11 protein-coding genes and 1 pseudogene are annotated in these 18,930 nt (G+C 66.7%); 8 read left to right on the top strand and 4 right to left on the bottom strand.

Features of this window, described 5'->3' with window-relative positions; translation table 11 throughout:
* Nucleotides 1–10: 10 nt before the first annotated feature.
* Genes BM269_RS16530 through BM269_RS16520 form a run of 3 tightly spaced genes read right to left on the bottom strand, consistent with a single transcriptional unit; the run spans nt 11 to nt 3,619 of the window.
* Nucleotides 11–412, bottom strand: a complete 402-nt coding sequence (locus BM269_RS16530) for a VOC family protein (RefSeq protein ID WP_090438975.1) — start codon at nt 410–412, stop codon at nt 11–13.
* The gene (locus BM269_RS16525) at nt 409–2,766 is read right to left on the bottom strand and encodes a GspE/PulE family protein (protein ID WP_090438973.1); all 2,358 of its coding nucleotides are present in this window, start codon (nt 2,764–2,766) and stop codon (nt 409–411) included. Before BM269_RS16525 ends, BM269_RS16530 begins: the two co-directional genes overlap by 4 nt.
* A gap of 7 nt (nt 2,767–2,773) precedes the next feature.
* The gene (locus BM269_RS16520; RefSeq protein WP_090438970.1) at nt 2,774–3,619 is read right to left on the bottom strand and encodes an MBL fold metallo-hydrolase; all 846 of its coding nucleotides are present in this window, start codon (nt 3,617–3,619) and stop codon (nt 2,774–2,776) included.
* A 133-nt stretch (nt 3,620–3,752) separates the two neighbouring features.
* Between BM269_RS16520 and BM269_RS16515 the strand changes: the two genes are divergently transcribed.
* The 8 genes and pseudogenes from BM269_RS16515 to cueR form a co-directional block, all read left to right on the top strand.
* Nucleotides 3,753–5,357: a GAF and HD-GYP domain-containing protein gene (locus BM269_RS16515; RefSeq protein WP_090438967.1), complete on the top strand. Its 1,605-nt coding sequence runs from the start codon at nt 3,753–3,755 to the stop codon at nt 5,355–5,357.
* Nucleotides 5,357–7,612 (top strand): CHASE2 domain-containing protein, encoded by a 2,256-nt coding sequence (locus BM269_RS16510; protein ID WP_170860408.1) that lies wholly within the window; start codon nt 5,357–5,359, stop codon nt 7,610–7,612. Before BM269_RS16515 ends, BM269_RS16510 begins: the two co-directional genes overlap by 1 nt.
* Before the next feature lie 127 nt (nt 7,613–7,739).
* The gene (locus BM269_RS16505) at nt 7,740–8,369 is read left to right on the top strand and encodes a ShlB/FhaC/HecB family protein (protein ID WP_090438962.1); all 630 of its coding nucleotides are present in this window, start codon (nt 7,740–7,742) and stop codon (nt 8,367–8,369) included.
* Nucleotides 8,370–8,485: 116 nt separating this feature from the next.
* A complete protein-coding gene (locus BM269_RS16500) occupies nt 8,486–10,069 on the top strand; it encodes a ShlB/FhaC/HecB family hemolysin secretion/activation protein (protein WP_090438961.1) in 1,584 nt (527 codons plus the stop codon).
* A gap of 10 nt (nt 10,070–10,079) precedes the next feature.
* On the top strand, nt 10,080–14,798 hold the full coding sequence (locus BM269_RS16495; RefSeq protein ID WP_090438958.1) for a two-partner secretion domain-containing protein: 4,719 nt from the start codon (nt 10,080–10,082) through the stop codon (nt 14,796–14,798).
* Complete coding sequence (locus tag BM269_RS16490; RefSeq protein ID WP_307153629.1) at nt 14,767–15,519, top strand: FecR family protein; 753 nt, start codon at nt 14,767–14,769, stop codon at nt 15,517–15,519. The genes BM269_RS16495 and BM269_RS16490 overlap by 32 nt, the downstream gene beginning before the upstream one ends.
* Nucleotides 15,520–15,587: 68 nt before the next feature.
* Nucleotides 15,588–17,765 carry a heavy metal translocating P-type ATPase gene (locus BM269_RS16485; RefSeq protein ID WP_090438955.1) on the top strand — a complete coding sequence of 726 codons (2,178 nt, stop codon included), beginning with the start codon at nt 15,588–15,590 and terminating at the stop codon, nt 17,763–17,765.
* A gap of 4 nt (nt 17,766–17,769) precedes the next feature.
* Nucleotides 17,770–18,153, top strand: a pseudogene (gene cueR, locus BM269_RS16480) (Cu(I)-responsive transcriptional regulator); the annotation flags it as partial.
* Here the strand turns inward: cueR and BM269_RS29840 are convergent.
* Complete coding sequence (locus BM269_RS29840) at nt 18,151–18,897, bottom strand: sulfite exporter TauE/SafE family protein (protein ID WP_090438952.1); 747 nt, start codon at nt 18,895–18,897, stop codon at nt 18,151–18,153. The pseudogene cueR and the gene BM269_RS29840 sit on opposite strands and share 3 nt — an antisense overlap.
* Nucleotides 18,898–18,930 lie beyond the last annotated feature (33 nt).

Below are 18,930 nucleotides of genomic sequence, written 5' to 3'. Positions count from 1 at the left end.
AGGGCAGGGCCTACGGCTCCTGGACCGGGGCGTGGCAGCAGACGCCGATCTTGTTGCCGTCCGGGTCGCGGAAATAGGCGCCGTAGTAATCGGGGTGATACTGCGGGCGCAGGCCGGGCGGCCCTTCGCAGCAGCCGCCATTGGCCAGGGCTGCGGCGTGCGCGGCATCGACGGCAGCGCGCGAGGGCGCCAACAGGGCGGTCATCGGCCCGTTGCCCGGTGCTGGCGCTCCACCGTTATAGGGGCTGCCGATGATGAACAGCGGGCGGCCGCCGCCGGCCGGCTGCCAGGCCGCCCACGGCCTGGCTTCGTCGCAGAAGCGTGGTGCATGGCCGAGCGCCGCCATGATGGCAGCGTGGAATCGATAGGCGCGCCCGAAGTCCCCGATGGGAAGAAAGACGTGCGAGATCATTTGATGCACACCGCACGCACCGCCTTCACGTCGGTGATGCCCAGCAGGACTTTTTCAATGCCATCCATCTTCAGTGTCAGCATGCCATCCTCCAGCGCGGCGGCCAGCAACTGGGCCACCCGTGCATGTTCCTGCAGCAGCTTCTTGACGCGGTCGCTGCCGATCATCAGCTCGTGCAGGCCGACACGGCCGCGATAGCCCTTGTTGCACTGCTCGCAGCCAAGCGGCCGGTACAGGGTGAAACGCCCCTCGGCGTCGGCGTAGCGCTCGCGCCAGCCGGCCAGCACCTGCTGGCGGGCGGCCAGGGCATTCTGCTGGAAGGCACTGGTATTCAGGAGCTCCTCGCAATATTCCGACAGCAGCAGGTCCAGTTCCGCTTCACCGGGATGGTAGGACTGCTTGCAATTGCCGCACAGGCGCTTGGCCAGGCGCTGCGCCAGGATGCCGAGCAGGGCATCGGCAAAATTGAACGGGTCCATGCCCATGTCCAGCAGGCGCACCACCGATTCGGGCGCGCTGTTGGTGTGCAGGGTGGAGAACACCAGGTGGCCGGTCAGCGATGCCTCGATGCCCATGCTCACGGTTTCCTTGTCGCGCATTTCGCCAACCATGATGATGTCGGGATCGGCGCGCAGGAAGGCCCGCATCACGGTGGCAAATTCCAAGCCTGCCTTGCGGTTGACCTGTACCTGGCGCAAGCCTTTTTGCGTGATCTCCACCGGATCTTCGGCGGTCCAGATCTTGGTTTCCGGCGTATTCAGGTAATTCAGGACCGAGTGCAGGGTGGTGGTCTTGCCCGAGCCGGTGGGGCCGCAGACGAAGAACAGGCCATACGGTTTTTCCACCGTGGCGCGCAGGCGGTCCAGGTTGGCCGGCAGCACGCCCAGCTTGTCCAGGGGGATCGGCTCGCCGGCGGCCAGGATGCGCATCACCACGTCTTCCACGCCGCCGGCGGAAGGGATGGTGGCCACGCGCAGCTCGATGTCGAGCGGCCCGTACTTCTTGAACTTGATCTTGCCGTCCTGCGGCTTGCGGCGCTCGGAAATATCGAGGTCGCACATGATCTTGATGCGCGCCACCATGGCGGCGCGGAAGGCGGCGGGAACTTCGATATAGGGTACCAGCGTGCCGTCCTTACGGAAGCGGATACCGGTCTTGCCCTTGCCTGGCAAGGGTTCGATGTGGATGTCCGACACGCCCTGGCGGTGGGCGTCGATGATGATCTTGTTGAGCAGTTTGACCAGTTCGTTTTCCACCGCCTCCGACACGTCCGGCGGCGCATCGCCTTCATCCTCGCCATCGCTGCCCATGCCCGACAGCAGTTCGTCCACGCTGGCCGAGCCGCCGGCGCCGAAGAACTGCGCCAGGGTTTGGGCAAATTCGGCGCGGGTGGTGACGCGGTAATTGACGTGCACGCGCGGGAAGACCTGGTTGACGATGTGCGACTGCGTGACGCGGTCGGGATCGATGGTCAGCACCAGCAGGCCTTCGCGGTTTTCCTCCAGCGGCACCCAGCCCGACTCCTCCAGGTATTGCAGCGGCAGCTTCTTCAGCAGGTCGGCCGGGCGCACGCGGTCGGGACGCGCCGGCTCATAGGGCAGGGTGTAGTACTTGGCCAGCGCAGCGCCGAGCACCGCAGGCTTGACGTGGAAGTCCTGCACCAGCACGGCCTCGACATCGGTTTCCTGTTCGCGCGCGCTGCGCAGGGCCTGTTCCAGCTCCTGCGGCGACAGCACGCTGTCGGCCACCAGCGCATCGTAGCGGGTACGCGGCAGCGGGGTCGGTTTCAGGCGCTGGCTGAACGCCACCGCCAGGGTGTCGCCCAGCTGGCGCACGCCTTCCAGCGCGATTGCGGAAAACGGTTCGCCGTTGCGCGTGTTGATGAATTGGACCACGCCCAGCAGGCTGTCGTGCGCCAGCGACACCAGCGGCGCCACCAGCATCTGGCGCGTACGGTAGCCGGTGCGCTGGTCGACGCCCTGCTGGAAATGCAGCTCCGGCGAGATGCTGCGCAGCTCGTCGGCGTCGTAGACGTCGCGCAGGTTCAGCGTCTGGCGCGTCATGGCCACGTAGCCGGCAATACTGGAAGCGTTGAGTGCCAGCTTCAGGTCGCGGAAGCTGGTCATGCCGGTTTTCACCTTCGACACGATGTAGTTCTTCTCGTGGTCCATCGCATACAGCGTGAAGCGGTCGCATTCGAACAGGTCGCAGAACTCCATGCCCAGGTCGAGCATGATCTCGTCCAGGTTGCTGGTGGCGTGGATCTTGGTGGTGACGGCCTGCAGCTTGCGGAAGAAGGCCAGGCGGCGTTCCGTCTCGGCGCCGGAGGCGGGCTGTTGGTCGTATTCGCTCATGCTTTGCTCATAGGTTGACTTCCAGTCCCTCGTAAGCGAGGAACACTTGCAGGCCGCCCAGCTGGCCGGCGTGGCGCGCCATGACTTCGGCGAACACCGCTTCCAGCTCGTCGTCGCTGCGGGTCGGTTCATGATGGGTACAGTACAGGCTGCGTACGCCGCAGCGCAGCGCCAGCGCCAGTGCGCTGTCGAAGGTGCCGTGGCCCCAGCCCACCTTGGACGGATATTCGTCGCGGGTGTAGGAACAATCGGCGATCAGCACGTCGACGCCCTGCACCAGGGCGTCGATGGCCGCTGCGTGCCCCGCGTCGCCGGGCGGTTCATGGTCGCCGGTGAAGAACAGCGACTTGCCGTTGCAGTCGATGCGGTAGCCAAGGTCGGTGACCGGGTGGTTCATCAGCACATGACGCACGCGGGCGTCGCCGACATCGACCGCTTCGTCCGGCGCCAGCGTGCGGTATTCGATGGTGGCGTCCATCTGCGCTTCGCCAACCGGGAAATAGCTGTATTGGAGCTGCACGCCCATCACATGCTCGATGCCCTTGCCGATGGCCGGATCGCCGGCGCCGTGCAGGCGTACCCGGCTGCCTGTCACGAACAAGGGCGAGAAAAAGGGCAGGCCGTGAATATGGTCCCAGTGGCTGTGGCTGATGAACAGGTTGGCTTCGATCGGACGCTGGGGGCCTGCCAGCAAGGCCTGCGCCAGCGCGAACAGGCCGGTGCCGGCATCGAGCACGATCAGGGTGCCGTCGTCGCTGCGTACCTCAATGCAAGTGGTATTGCCGCCGTAGCGCACGGTACGCGGCCCCGGGGAGGGAATCGAACCGCGCACTCCCCAGAACGTGAATTTCATGGACGTCCCCCAGTGGTGGTAGCGTGATCGCCTGTTAAAAAGCTAGTCGAATTGGCAAGAGTGATGATAGCGTTTTTTGTCCGCCACAGGCAGATTCTTGTGTGCGCCGGCGCGGCAGGGATACACTTCAAGCATGGAAGACTTGACCCCGACCCAGCTGGCGGCGCGGCTGGACCAGCTCACCGAACTGAGCGTCGCCCTGGGCGACGGGCAGGATACCGGGGTACTGCTCGAGCGCATCCTGCTGGCGGCCAAGCACCTGACCGGTGCCGACGGCGGCACCCTGTACCGCCCCGATGCCGGGCGCGCCAACCTGCTGTTCCATATCGCCGTCAACGATACCCTGGGCCTGCACCTGGGCGGGGGCAGCGGCGCCGCCATCGACATCGCGCCGGTGCCGCTGGTGGACGCGGCCGGCGTGCCCAAGCTCGATTCGGTCGCCGCGTATGCGGCCAACCGGGGCCGTGCCGTGAACATCGGCGATGTCTACCAAGCCAGCGAGTTCAATTTCTCCGGCATGCGCCAGTTCGACCAGCGCTTTGCCTACCGCACGCGTTCGATCCTGACCGTGCCCATGCGCGACCACGAAGGACAGCTGCTGGGCGTGCTGCAGCTGGTCAATGCGGGCAATGCGGAGGGCGTGTTCAGCGCCACCGACCAGCGCTTCATCGAGGCGCTGGCGGCGCAGGCTGCGGTGGCGCTGACCAAGCAGCAGCTGGTGGCCCAGCTCGAGCAACTGCTGGAAGCACTGGTCAACCTGATCAATATCGGCATCGATGAGAAGTCGCCGTACACCGGCCGCCATTGCCAGCTGGTGCCGGTGCTGACCATGATGCTGGCCGATGCGGCGCATGCGGCCGACAGCGGGCCGCTGGCCGGCTTCCGCTTGTCGGAGGGCGAGCGCAAGCAGCTATGGCTGGCCGGGTTGCTGCACGACTGCGGCAAGATCACCACGCCGGTGCACGTGGTGGACAAGGCGACCAAGCTGCAGACCATCTACGACCGTATCGGTTTGCTCGACACGCGCTACGAAGTGCTGTTGCGCGACGCCGAATTGCGCGCATTGCGGGCCCAGCTCGATGGCGGCGACGGCCCGGCGCTGCAGGCGGCGCTGGCCGCGGAGCTGGGGCAGTTGCGCGCCGAGCGGGACTTCCTGCGCCAGGCCAATATCGGCGGCGAGGGCATGGCGCCCGAATCGCAGCAGCGCGTGCGCCAGATCGCCCGGCGGCGCTGGACCGCGCCGGACGGGCAGGAGCAAGCGCTGCTCAGCGAGGAAGAGGTGGAAAACCTGACCATCCGTTTCGGCACCCTGACCGAGGCCGAGCGCAAGGTGATCAACAACCATATCGTGGTCACCGTGCGCATGCTCGAATCGCTGCCCTGGCCGCAGCACCTGCAGCATGTGCCGGAATACGCCGGCGGCCACCACGAGCGGATGGACGGCAAAGGCTATCCGCGCGGCCTGGTGCGCGAGCAGATGTCGGTGCCGGCGCGCGTGATGGCGATTGCCGACATCTTCGAGGCGTTGACTGCGCGCGACCGGCCCTACAAGAAGGGCAAGATGCTGTCCGAATCGCTCGACATCCTCGGCAAGTTCAGCCTGAACGGGCATATCGACCCGGACCTGTTCGATATCTTCATCCGCCGCAAGGTGTACCTGGAATTCGCACGGCAATACATGGACCCGCGCCAGGTCGACGCGGTCGACGAATCGCGCATCCCCGGATACACGCCGTGATGCGCCGGCTGCTGCAACGCTACGGTGCGCGCTGGCTGCTGGGGCTTTCGCTCACGGCATTGGCTGTGCTGCAGCTGGTGCAATTGCTGCCGTCCGAATCGCTGGCGCGTACGGACAGCTTTTTCGCCGGATTGCGCATGCGGCTGGAAGCGCCCGAACTCGACCCGCGCATCGTCATCGTCGACATCGACGAGCGCAGCCTGGCCGAAGTGGGGCGTTTTCCCTGGAGCCGGGACAAGGTGGCGCGCCTGGTCGAACAACTGACCGGCCACTACCAGGTGGCGGCGGTCGGCTTCGACATTTCCTTTCCCGAACCCGATACCAGTTCCGGCTACGGGGTGCTGGAGCGGTTGGCGCAAGGCGAATTGCGCCAGGTGCCGGGACTGGCGCGCGCACTGGCCGGATTGCAGCCGCAGCTCGATTACGACGGCCGGCTGGCCGCCGCCATGCGCGGCCAGCCGGTGGTGCTGGGCTACAGCCTGTCGGGCAGCCAGCGCAAGGGCGTGCTGCCGGCGCCCGCCTTCACGCTCGAAAGCCTGAACGGGCGCACGCTTGATGCCTATACGGCGCAGGGCTATGAAGCCAATATCGCGTCCTTGCAGGCGGCGGCGGCCGGCGCCGGCATCTTCACCGCGCTGGTCGACAGCGATGGCCTGGTGCGTTCTTCGGCGCTGCTGCAACGCATCGGCGACGGCTATTACCCAACGCTGGCGCTGGCCACGGTATCGGCCGCGCTGGGCGGGCGCGCCATCGCGCCGCTATGGCAGGGCAGCGTCGATACCCTGAGCACGGCCGAACGCCAGGCCGGCGGGCTGGATGCCATTGCCCTGTTCCACAGCGAAGGGAAGCTGCGCATCCCGGTGGGCGAAGGCTTGACCAATACCGTGCAGTTCCGCGGCCGCGGCGGCCCGGCCGGCGGCGCCTTCCGCTATGTGCCGGCGGCGGACGTGCTGGCAGGGCGCGCCAAACCCGGGCTGTTGGCCGGCACCATCGTGCTGGTCGGTACCAGCGCCCCGGGCTTGAACGATTTGCGCGCCACCCCGGTCAATGCCGAATACCCGGGGGTGGAAATCCACGCCAACCTGGTCAAGTCGATCCTGGACGACAGCTTCAAGCAGCGGCCCGACGTGGCCACGCAGATCGAAGTGCTGCAGGCGCTGGTGCTGGGCGGCGTGCTGGCGCTGGCGTTGCCGGTACTGGCGCCGGCCTGGGGCATCCTGCTGTCGCTGGCGGCGCTGGCCGGCACGGTGGCCTTGAATTTCCTGTTGTACCGCCGCTATGACGCGGTGCTGAACCTGGCCACCTTGCTGCTGCTTGGCATGGCGCTGTTCGTGCTGAACCTGGCTTGGGGCTATTTCTTCGAAGTCCGGCGCGGGCGCGCGCTGGTGTCGCGCTTCGGCGAGTACGTGGCGCCGGAGCTGGTGGCGGAGATGGCGGAGAACCCGGCCCAGTACAGCATGGAAGGCGCCAGCCGTGAGCTGAGCGTGATGTTCGTCGACGTGCGCGGCTTCACCACCATTGCCGAGGGCCTGTCGCCGCAGGAGCTGCGCGAATACATCAACCGCTACCTGACCGCCATGTCGGAGGAGATCCGCGACCGCCACCGCGGCACCCTGGACAAATATATCGGCGACGCCGTGATGGCCTTCTGGGGCGCGCCGGTGGCCTGCGCCGACCATGCCGAACGGGCGGTGGCAACCGCCTTGGCGATGCAAGCCACGGCAGCTCGCCTGAGCCGGGAATTCGAACAGCGCGGCTGGCCTGCGCTGCGCATCGGCATTGGCATCAACAGCGGCCCGATGCACGTGGGCGACATGGGTTCGCGCATCCGCCGCGCCTATACGGTGATGGGCGACGCGGTGAACCTGGCTTCGCGCCTGGAGGGCATCACCAAGGTGTACGGGGCGGGCATCGTGGCGGGCGCCGCGACGCGGGCGGCGGCGTCTGGGTTTGCCTGGCGCGAGCTGGACCTGGTGCGGGTCAAGGGCAAGCTGGAGCCGGTGGCCATCTTCGAGCCGCTGGGACTGCAAGGCGAGCTGGATGCACCAGCTCGGGCCGGCTTGCAGCAGTGGCACCAAGCGCTGGCCCTGGTGCGTGCCCAGGACTGGCAGGCGGCCGAGGCTGTGCTGGCGCCGCTGGCTGCTGCAACGCCGCAAAGCACCCTGTACACCTTGTACCTGGAACGCATCGCGCACTACCGGCAACAGCCGCCCGGAGCGGGGTGGGATGGGGTCACAAATTTCGACAGCAAATAAGCAACACTCAACGGTGCGCGCACCTGCGCAGGCGTAGAATGTAGCTGTGGTTGGGGCATTTATGTCCTAAACTGAAGGTAAGAAGAGTTGCTTCTTTGCCAGGCAATCGCATGCCGGGAGAACGATCATGAAGCCTAGCCTTGTGCCGATCCTGGCCCTTGCCGCCTGCACCGGCGCGCTTGCCGCGCCGCCCGGCCACGAACGCAATCTTGAACGTGAGCGCGACCGGAGTGCGCCTTCTTTCGATTTTTCCGCGACCGCCTATCCGCAATCGAATCTGCCCGGCCTGCCCGGTACCACCCCGACCACGCGCCTGGCGGCGTCGCTGACGCAGACCCTGCCGCGCGACTGGATGGTGCGGGCCAGCGTCAATACCCATTACACCGCCGGCGCCGTTTCGCTGCAGGACAGCCTGGCGCCGGCCGCCTCGACAGCCTTGCGCCTGATGGCCAACCGCGACGCGGTGCGGGACGGCGGCCTGGGCAGCAACGTCGAACTGTATTCCCCCGATATCTGCCTGGGCGCCGCCCGCCATTGCCGCGCCTTGCTGTATTACGACCGCAATGCGCTGCGCTACAACCGCGCGTCCAATGGCCAGCTGCGTAGCCGCAATGTGGGCAGTGCCGGCATCGGGGTGCGCATGAAGATCGACAGGAACTCCAGCATGCAGCTTGACCTTGGCCGTGTGGTGCGTTCGGACATCATGCCGGACGACGCGCGCAGCCGCCTGACGCTGCGTTATGGCTATGCATGGTGACGTGGCCAGCGCCAACTCACTGGATAAAGCCTCCCTTTTTCGCGCCTGCTGCACATCCTTGGCATTTGCAAGCCTCGGCCGCCCGGCTGCGGCTGCTGTCCCTTCCTTCCCCTGACATGAAAAAAATCCCACGACGCCTTGCGCTGCTTTCTGCTGTCACACTGCTTGCGGCCACCCATGCGGCCGCCGCTCCCGTCCCCGATCCGGAGATCGTGCGTTTCGACATCGAGCGCTACGATGTGCGCGGCAATACCTTGCTGCCGCCGGAACAGGTGGCGCGGCTGCTGGCGCCCTATACGGGCCGCGGGCGCGACTTCGGCGACGTGCAGCAGGCGCTGGAGGCGCTGACGGCGGCCTACCAGGCGGCCGGCTATCGCCTGGTCGCCGTCACGCTGCCGGAGCAGGAACTGGCGCGCGGGGCAGTGCGGCTGGAGGTGGTGCAGACCCGTATCGGGCAGGTCCAGGTGCGCGGCCAGCGCCACGTGGACGAGGCCAATGTGCGGCGCGCATTGCCGCAACTGCGCGCGGGCGAGGTGCCGAACCTGGACGACATTTCGGCGGCGCTGAAGCTGGCCAATGAACATCCCGCCCGCCAGGTCACCATGAAGCTGCAAAGCGGCGCGCGGGAGGACGAGGTCGACGCGCTGCTGGAGGTGGCCGATGAACGGCAGTGGAAGGCCATGCTTAATGTCGACAACAGCGGCACCGAGCAGACCGGCCGCGCCCACATCGGGTTCGGCCTGCAGCACGCCAACCTGTTTGGCCTCGACCACCTGGCCAGCCTGCAATACACCACCTCGGCCAAAGAGCCGGGGCGGGTCAAGGTGTACGGACTGGGCTACCACATACCGCTCTACAAGCTGGGCGACACGCTGGACTTCTACGCCAGCTACTCGAACATCGATTCCGGCACGGTGGCGGTGGGCGCCTTCAGCGTGGCGGTCAGCGGCCAGGGCACGGTATTCGGCGCGCGCTACAGTCATTACCTGGCGCGCCATGCCGGTTACGAAGGGAAGCTGCTGTTCGGCGCCGAGTCGAAGGCGTTCCGCAACAGCGTGCTGTTGCTCGGCCAGGAGCTGGGCAACCATGTCACCGTGCGCCCGCTGAGCGTAGGCTACCAGGGAAGCTGGAGCTCGCCGCGCGGCGACAGCGGACTGTCGCTGACCTTGCTGCGCAACCTGCCGGGGGGCAAGCGCGGCGGCCAGGACGATTTCCACCGCGCGCGCGCCGGGGCGCCAGACGACTACACCATCCTGCGCGCGGGCGCCAGCATCAGCCGGCTCTTGCCGGGCGAGTGGCAATGGCGCGCCATCGCCAACGCCCAGTACACCCTGGACGCCCTGGTGCCGGGCGAGCAGTTCGGCGTCGGTGGCGGCGCCTCGGTGCGCGGCTTGCCCGAGCGCGAACTGGCCAACGACAAAGGGGCAGGCCTCAACCTGGAACTGTACACGCCGCCCCTGTGCGGTGAACGCTGGCAATGCCGCCTGCTGGCCTTCCATGACCGCGCCCATGTGCGGCGCAACGATGCGCTGCCGGGCGAATTGCGCACTGCCAGCGTGGCAAGTATCGGCCTGGGGCTACGCTTGTTGCTGGGCAGCCAGGCCAACCTGCAACTCGATTACGGGCACGTGGTGCAAGGCGGCCCAAGCGGGCGCGACGGCAGCGGCAGGCTGCACCTGCGGCTCGGCCTTGCCTATTGAGGATATCGACATGGACTACAGCAAGCACAGCACATTGCAGCGCAGGCTGCTCGGCGTGGCCCTTACGGCCTGCTTCGGCGGCGCGCAGGCCAATCCCGTGGCGCCCCAAGTGGCTGCCGGCCAGGCCAGCTTCAGCCAGCAAGGCAACGTCTTCACCGTGGCCAATGCACCCAACACCATCATCAACTGGCGCAGCTTTTCGATCGGCGCCGACGAGCTCACGCGCTTTGTGCAACAGGGCGCCGGCAGCAAGGTACTGAACCGTATCACCGGGCAGGATCCCAGCCGCATCCTGGGCAGCTTGCAGTCGAACGGCCAGGTCTACCTGCTCAACCCGAACGGTGTGCTGTTCGGGCAGGGCGCCCGTATCGACGTGCAAGGCCTGGTGGCGTCGAGCCTGGCCTTGTCCGATGCCGACTTCCTGGCCGGGCGCCTGCATTTCAGCGGCGGCGCCGGTGCCGGCAAGGTCGCGCACCAGGGGCTGATCAATACGCCGCAAGGCGGCCAGGTCTACCTGGTGGCGCCGCAAGTGGAAAACAGCGGCATCATCCATGCCCCGGGCGGCGCGGTGATGCTGGCCGCCGGCCACAGCGTGCAATTGGTGGACAGCGCCGACCCGGCCCTGCAGGTCGTGCTGTCGGCGCCGTCCGACCAAGCCCTGAACCTGGGGCAAGTGGTGGCGCAAGGCGGCCGCATCGGCATGTTCGGCGCGCTGGTCAATCAGCGCGGCACGGTCAGTGCCGACAGCGCCGTGCGCGGTGCACAAGGCCAGGTACTCTTGCGCGCCAGCGGACGCACCATGCTGGAAGGGGGCAGCCGCACCACGGCGCGCGGCGGCGGCGCGCTGGCCGTACTGGGGCCGCAGGTCGGCCTGGTTGGCGATGCCCGCCTCGACGCCAGCGGCGAGGCGGGCGGCGGCAGCGTGCTGGTGGGCGGCGACTACCGCGGCGCCAACCCGCAGGTGCCCAATGCACGCCAGGTGTATGTCGGCAAGGACGTGGTGCTGGCGGCCGATGCCCTCAGTAGCGGCAAGGGCGGCAAGGTGATCGTCTGGGCCGACGAGGTGGCCAGCGTGCAGGGCAGTATTTCGGCGCGCGGCGGGGCGCTGGGCGGCGACGGCGGCCTGGTGGAAACCTCGGCGCACCGCTTGGAACTGGGCGGCCTGCGCGTCGACGCGGGCGCGCCACAGGGCCGGCGCGGCCAGTGGCTGCTCGACCCCTTCGATATCGAAGTGAAGCTGACGCCGACCATGCCGGCCACGCTGTCCGATGTCGCCTCCTTTTTCTCCGGGCCCACCACCGGCGTCACGGAACTGGCCACCGCGCTGTTGAACGGTGCCAGCGCCGATGTCACCTTGCAGGCGCGGCACGACATCACCTTTGTCGACCCGGTTGCCATTGCCGCGCCGGGCGTGGGCTTGCTGGCGCAGGCCGGCAACCACATCATGGTCAAGGGCAAGCTGGCCACCAACGGGGGCATGTTGCGGCTGCAAGCGAATGACCAGGCATCCGGCGCAGCAAGCGGCAGCGGCGCGGTGAAACTGACGGCCGGGATCGAGACCGGCATCGGCGTCATCGAGCTGAGCGGCGCGGAAATCGAGGTGGGCGCGGGCGTCTTGCTGGCGGGGCAGGAAATGCGCTGGAAGGCCGACAGCATGCGCATCGGCAGTGGCGCCCAGCTACAAGCGGCCAACAGCGTCTCGCTCAACCCGTATCACGCCAGCACGGCCATCAAGCTGGGCCAGGCCAGCGACGGCACGCCTGGCGTACTGGGCCTGGACGGTGCGGAACTGGCATCGATCATCACGCAAAACCTGAATATCGGCTTCGCCCAGCATGGCGGACTGCTGAGCGTGGAAGGCATGCTGGACCTGGCGGGCAGCAATGCCGGCAATGCGCTGCTGACCCTGGCCAGCAGCGCCATCGCGGTGAACGGGGTGCTGAAGCCCAAGTCCGGACTTTACCTGCAGACCGGTGGCGCCGTCAGTGGCGGCGGTGCGATCATCGCGCCGGTCCTGCTGATCAACGCCGGCTCGGTGGCGCTGGACGGGGCCAACCAAGTGATGGGCCTGGCGGCCTCGGCTTCCGGCGATATCAGTTTCAGCAACATCGGCAACCTGAACCTGACATTTGGCAACGGCCAGGGCGGCGTGCAAACGCCCGGCAATGTCCGCTTGAAAGCGAGCAGCCTGAACCAGGACATCAGCACGCCGGTGCGCGCGGCCAGCCTGACCTTGGATGGCAGCGGCCAGGTCAACCTGGGCAGCAGCGGCAACCAGGTAGGCAGCCTGCGGGCCGATGGGGTGGGCAGCCTGGACTATGTCGATAGCGGCACGCTCGCGGTGCTGGCGCTGAGCCAATCCGATGCCGGCAATGCTGCCGGTTTTGCCAAGCTGCGCGTGCGCGCCAACGATTTGCTGATCAACGGCCCGGTCAATGGCAATGGCAAACCGGTCCAGCTGGAAGGCGCCTCGCTGCGGCTGGCCCGGACGGCCGCGGTCAGCGGCGGCGCCATGCTGCTGCGTGCCACAAACGGCAGCCTGGTCAGTGAAATCGGCTCCCAGCTCAGTGGCGGCGATATCGGCCTGGAGGCCAATGCGATGAGCCTGGCGGGCCAGGCCAATGCCGCACATAGCATACGTGTTTCCAGCATGGGCGGCGCCGCCATCCGGGTGGGCGGCACGCCCGTCAACGAGAGTGGCGGGCTGGTGCTGGGCAATGCCGATCTGGGCCGCCTGGCGGCGCCCAACCTGGTGATCGGGGGTGTCATATTCGACTCCAGTGGCAAGCCCGTTTTCCATTCCGGCAATATCACTGCAGACCAGTTGGACCTCAGCGGTTCTGCGGCGCTCACTTCGCTGGTACTGCAGACGAGCGGCAATGTGGACTTGCTGGGAACGCTCAAGCTGCCCGCCGCTGCCGGCCTGGGCGCCGAGGCAGGCGGCATCCTGACCAACAATGCCATGGTCAGCGCGCACAGCATCAAGGTGCGCGGCGGCTCCGTGGTCCTGACCGGCGCGGCCGGTACCGGCATGGCGGCAGGCATGATCGGGATCGATAGCGCCGGCACCATCGAGCTGGGCGGCAGTGCCCCGAGCGGCGCGCCCACCACCTACCTGGCCAGCAACGGCCTGGCGACACTGGCCACGCCGCGCCTGTTCATCACCGCCGCCAGCGGCATGAAGGTGGGCGGTGCGCTCAACTTGCCGGGCCGCGAGCTGGAACTGGAAGCGCGCTCGGGCTTGCTGCAGGTGGCGGCGCCGCTGCAGGCCGATGTCGTGCACCTGAATGCCGATGCGATGGACTTTACGGCCGACGTGACGGCCAACCTGGCCTCGCTGACGCCGGCCACGGCCGGCCACAGCATCAGCATCGGCGCCGCCTGCGGTACGGCGTGCCTGTCGCTGACCCAGTTGAACAGGATTGCCGCCGCAACGGTAGGCATCGGCAACCGCGATGACGGCAGCGGCGAACCCATGCCGGGCACCAAACCGGGCGCGAACGCGGGCAGCACCGCTGCCGACACCGGCGCCGGTAGCAACTTTGGCGCAGGCGCCATCCACATTGGCGGCGCGGCCAACCTGAATCCGCTGACCACGCGCCTGGGCCTGCTCACCACTGCCGGCATCACGCAGGACAGCGCCAATGCGGCAGCGGCCCTGAAGGTGCTGGAACTGGGCATTGAAGCCGGTGGCAATGTGCAGCTCGACCACAGCGGCAACCAGGTGGCGCATATCGCAGCCGTGGTCTCCTCCGGCAACCTCGACTTCCGCAGCGACCAGGCGCTGTCGGTGCTGCGCCTGCAAGGGGGCGATACGAGCAAGGGCAGCGGCTACGATATCAACGGCGTCCAGGTTGCCGGGACCGCGACGCTGCGTTCGGATGGTGCGCTGGCGACCGACGGCGCGGCCATCAAGGCCAACAAGCTGGTGGCGCGCTCGGGCGCCAATATCGGGAGCGCTGCGGCGGCGCTGCAGACCTTCGTGTCCGAGCTGGATGCCGAAAGCACGGCGGCCAGCGGACTGGCGCCTATCGTCATCAGCAACAATGCCGGGGCACCGGCGCCGCTCACCGTGCTGCAGTTGAAGCTGGCGTCCGGCAATGGCGGTGCGATCGCGCTCGACAATTACGGCCCCACGACGCTGGCGCCCGGCGCCCTGGTGAACAGCGACAGCGGCGATATCCGCCTGAGCGCGCACAGCCCGCTCAGTATTTACGGCAGTGTGCTATCCACTTCAGGCAATATCCTGCTGGAAGCGGGAAATAGCGGCAGCGGCGGGGACAATTTGCTGATAGACGGCGGTGCACTGGTGAAAAGCCAGCAGGGCAACGTTACGCTGCTTGCCGCTACCCAGGTCAGCTATGCGCCCGGCACCGTGCAGGCGCCCGGCGGCAGCATCGGCGTCAATGGCGCAACCGTGAATCCGCCGACGATTCCGCCGACGTCCATCGACCAGTGCCAGCTGGACCCGACCTTGCCGGGCTGCCAACTGGTCCTTCCGCCGACGCAGGCCCAGCCCACCAACCCGGTGCAGGCCGCCGTCAACCAGACCATCCAGGTGATCAATAGCGCCAGCGACGGCGCCGCGCCCGGCCAGGCTTCGCTGACCAGTGCACCGGATGAAGGAAAAGACAAAGCCAAGAAAGACGACAAGAGCGACCAACTGTCCCAGGAAAAATCCAGCGGAGCGAAACAGCATGATGCCCCTGCAAAAATGTACTGCAACTAAGCTGGCCGGCCACGGCCTGGTGCTGGCGCTGCTGTGGCTGAGCGCCGCGCTGGCGTTGGCGGCCCCTGTGGCAGGCACCGTGATCCAGTTGAGCGGACCGCTGATGGCGCGCAAGGCCGACGGCACGGCGAAAGTGCTCTCCATCAAGTCGGAAGTCGAGAACGGCGATACGCTGGTGACGCAGAAAAATACCTATGCCCTGGTGCGCTTTATCGACAATAGCGAGATCACCTTACGGCCCGACAGCACGCTGACCATTGAGAATTTCAGCTTTGACAGCGGCAGGCAGGAGGCGGACCGGGCCCAGTTCAACCTGGTCAAGGGCGGCTTGCGCTCGGTGTCGGGCCTGCTGGGCAAGCGCAGCAAGGAAAAGTTCGAGCTGAAGACGCCGGCCGCGACCATCGGCATCCGCGGTACCTTGTTCGTGGCCGAAATGGTGCCGCCGGGCGCCAGGTTGCCGGCGGCAGAAACAGCACGCGCGCCCGGCCTGTACGTACAGGTGCTGGACGGCATGATCCATCTCAACAATGGGGGCGGCAACCTCAGCTTTAATGCCGGCCAGTTCGGTTTTACGCCGGGCACGGCGATGCCGCCCGTGATCTTGCCGCAGAACCCGGGCATGCAGTTCAATCCGCCGCCGATCTTCAATACCACCGTGCAAGGTGGTAAGTCGACGGCCAACAGCCAGCCACCACGGGCCGTCGACTGCGAAGTCCGATAAAAAAGCCTTGACCTTCCCATCATGGGATACTTGATACTGGTCGCCAGAGCATAGGCGAGGAGTATCCCATGAGTCAGTTCCAGCAAACCGTCCGTATCGAAGGCATGAGTTGCGCATCGTGCGTGCGCCGCGTCGAAAAGGCGCTGGCGAGCGTGCCGGGCGTGGCGCATGCCGCTGTCAACCTGGCAACCGAGAGCGCGCGCGTCGATTCCGATGCGCCGCTGGCCTTTGCCGCCTTGCAGCAGGCCATCGGCAAGGCGGGCTACGCCGCCAGCGAAGTGGCCGCTCCGGCAGGCGGTGCCACGCCGCGCATTGCTGAAGGCCTGGCCGTGATCCTGTCCGCCGCGCTGTCGGCGCCACTGCTGGTCCCGATGGTGGCGGAGTGGTTTGGGATGCACCTGATGATGCCGGCCTGGCTGCAATGGCTGCTCGCGACACCGGTGCAGTTTGTGTTCGGTGCGCGCTTCTATCGCGCGGGCTGGAAGGCGCTGAAAGCAGGTGCCGGCAACATGGACTTGCTGGTGGCGCTGGGCACTTCGGCAGCGTATGGCTTGAGCGTCTACCTGGTGCTGGCGCCGTCGCAGGGCATGGCACACCTGTATTTCGAAGCTTCGGCGGTGGTGCTGACCTTGGTCCTGCTGGGTAAATGGCTGGAGGCCCGCGCCAAGCGACAGACCGCTTCCGCCATCCGGGCATTGCAGGACCTGCGGCCGGCGACTGCACGCGTCCGCAGACACGGCGAGCCGGATGCCGACCTGCCGATCGACCAGGTGCGGGTGGGCGATATCGTGGTGATCCGCGCCGGCGAGCGCGTGGCGGTGGATGGCGACGTGGTGGATGGCGCCAGCCACGTCGACGAGTCCTTGATTACCGGCGAGAGCCTGCCGGTTGCGAAACAGCTTGGCGACCATGTCACCGGCGGCGCAATCAATGGCGAGGGCTTGCTGCTGGTACGTACCGGCGCAACCGGCGCAGAGACCATGCTGTCGCGAATCATCCGTTTGGTGGAAGACGCGCAGTCGGCCAAGGCGCCGGTGCAAAAGCTGGTCGATCAAGTGGCGGCGGTGTTCGTGCCGGTGGTGCTGGTGATCGCGGCGCTGACCTTTGCCGGCTGGTGGCTGGGGGCCGGCAACGTCGAACAGGCCGTGATCAATGCGGTGGTGGTGATGGTGATTGCCTGCCCATGTGCGCTGGGTCTTGCCACGCCGGCTGCGATCATGGCCGGTACCGGCGTCGCGGCGCGGCATGGGATTCTCATCAAGAATGCCGAAGCGCTGGAGATGGCGCGCCAGGTCGATACCGTGGTGTTCGACAAGACGGGCACGCTCACGCAAGGCAAGCCGGTGCTGGCGCACATGCTGCCGAATGGCGTGCCGGCCGCTCGAGCGCTGCAACTTGCCGCGGCGATCCAACGCGGCAGCGAGCATGCGCTGGCCCGTGCAGTGCTCGATGCGGAAACCGGTGCCCCTGACGCATTGCCCACGCTCACCGCACACGCTGTCACCACGCTGGCCGGGCGCGGCGTGGCGGCGACCGTTGACGGCCTGGCACTGCTGCTGGGCAGTGGACGCCTGATGGCGGAACGCGGCGTCGACCTGGCGCCGTTGCAGCGGCATGCCGGCGAGCTGGAGGCGTCCGGCCACACGGTTTCCTGGTTGGCCGACGCCGGCGGCAAGCAGTTGCTTGGCCTGCTGGCCTTCGCCGACCAGCCGAAACAACATGCCCGTGCCGCCGTCGCGCGGCTGCATGCCCGCGGCATCGCCACTGTCATGCTGACCGGCGACAATCTGGGCAGTGCGCAAGGGGTGGCATTGGCAATGGGGATCGGCAGCGTGGAAGCCAACCTCCTGCCAGCCGACAAGACCACTGTCATCGCCAGGCTGAAGGCGCAAGGCAAGCGCGTGGCCATGGTCGGCGATGGCATCAACGATGCGCCGGCGCTGGCGGCGGCGCACGTTGGCATCGCCATGGCCACCGGTACCGACGTGGCCATGAATGCCGCAGGCATCACGCTGATGCGCGGCGAACCGCTGCTGGTGGCGGACGCGATTGACATCTCGCATCGCACCTTCAGCAAGATCCGCCAGAACCTGTTCTGGGCCTTCATCTACAATGTGGCAGGGATTCCGCTGGCGGCGCTCGGCATGTTGAATCCTTTGCTGGCCGGCGCGGCAATGGCATTCAGCTCGGTCAGCGTGATCAGCAATGCCTTGCTGCTGCGCCGCTGGCAACCTTCGAAGGAGTAAAGGAATGAATATCGGACAAGCCGCCGGCGCATCCGGCGTCAGCGCCAAAATGATCCGCTACTACGAGAGCATTGGCCTGGTGCGCGAAACCGCGCGCACCGACAGCGGATACCGCGTTTACGCCGAAAATGACCTGCATACGCTGCGCTTCATCAAGCGCGCCCGCAACCTGGGGTTCTCGCTGGAGCAGATTGGCGACCTGTTGTCGCTATGGCAGGACACCGGCCGTGCCAGCTCGGACGTGAAGACTATCGCGATGAGCCATGTGGATGAGCTGAACCAGCGCATCGTGGAGCTGACCGAAATGCGCGACACCCTGGCAAGCCTGGCGAAAACCTGCCACGGCGACGACCGCCCGGATTGCCCGATCCTGCAGACCCTCGGTTCAGCGCAGGAACATGTACACGGTGAGCACTGCGCCGACGATCACCACAAAGATGCGCATCAGTTGCGGGGGAAGACGGTAGATCAGCCACGAACCCAGAAGACCGCCCGCAATACCACCCGCGCATAAGGCCAGGGCGGCGGGCCAGCTGATCATGCCGGAGAAGGCGAAGATCAGGGTGGCGGAGGCGTTCATCGCCATGGCCAGCATATTCTTGGTGGCCGTGGCGGCACGGATCTGCTGGCCGGCGATGGTCAGTGCTGCCAGCATCAGGAAGCCGATGCCGCCGCCGAAGTAGCCGCCGTAGACCGCAATACAGGATTGGATCACCGCCAGCACCCACTTCGGCATGCTGGATGCCGCCTGCACCGGCTGGCGGCGGAAGGCGCCCCAGGCGAACATGGTGGTGGCAAACAGGACCAGCCAGGGCACCAGTTTGGCGAAAAAGGTCGGGGGCGTGATCCACAACAGGATGGCGCCAAAAATGCCGCCGACGATACTGATCGTGAAAAGCTGGGGGAAGGTCAGGCCGCTGACACCTTCGGCGAACTTGCGTCCGGCGATGGCCGATGTCGCCTGGCTCGGGAACATGGCGACCGTGGAAGTCATGTTCGCGGCGACGGGATTCAGGCCGGCCAGAAGCAGGGCCGGGAAGGTGATGAAGGAACCGCCGCCGGCCAACGCATTCTGCGTGCCGGCGAAAAGTCCAGCTGCGGCGAGCAGTAAGATGGTGTGGAGTTCGGGCATCAGGCCATTATAGCCAAGCTGCCCGAGTCCTGC

The sequence above is a fragment of the Duganella sp. CF458 genome, assembly GCF_900113115.1.
In the GTDB taxonomy this organism is placed as follows: domain Bacteria; phylum Pseudomonadota; class Gammaproteobacteria; order Burkholderiales; family Burkholderiaceae_D; genus Rugamonas.
Note: the sequence above shows the minus strand (reverse complement) of the source record. Positions and strands in the feature narration are given on the sequence as shown.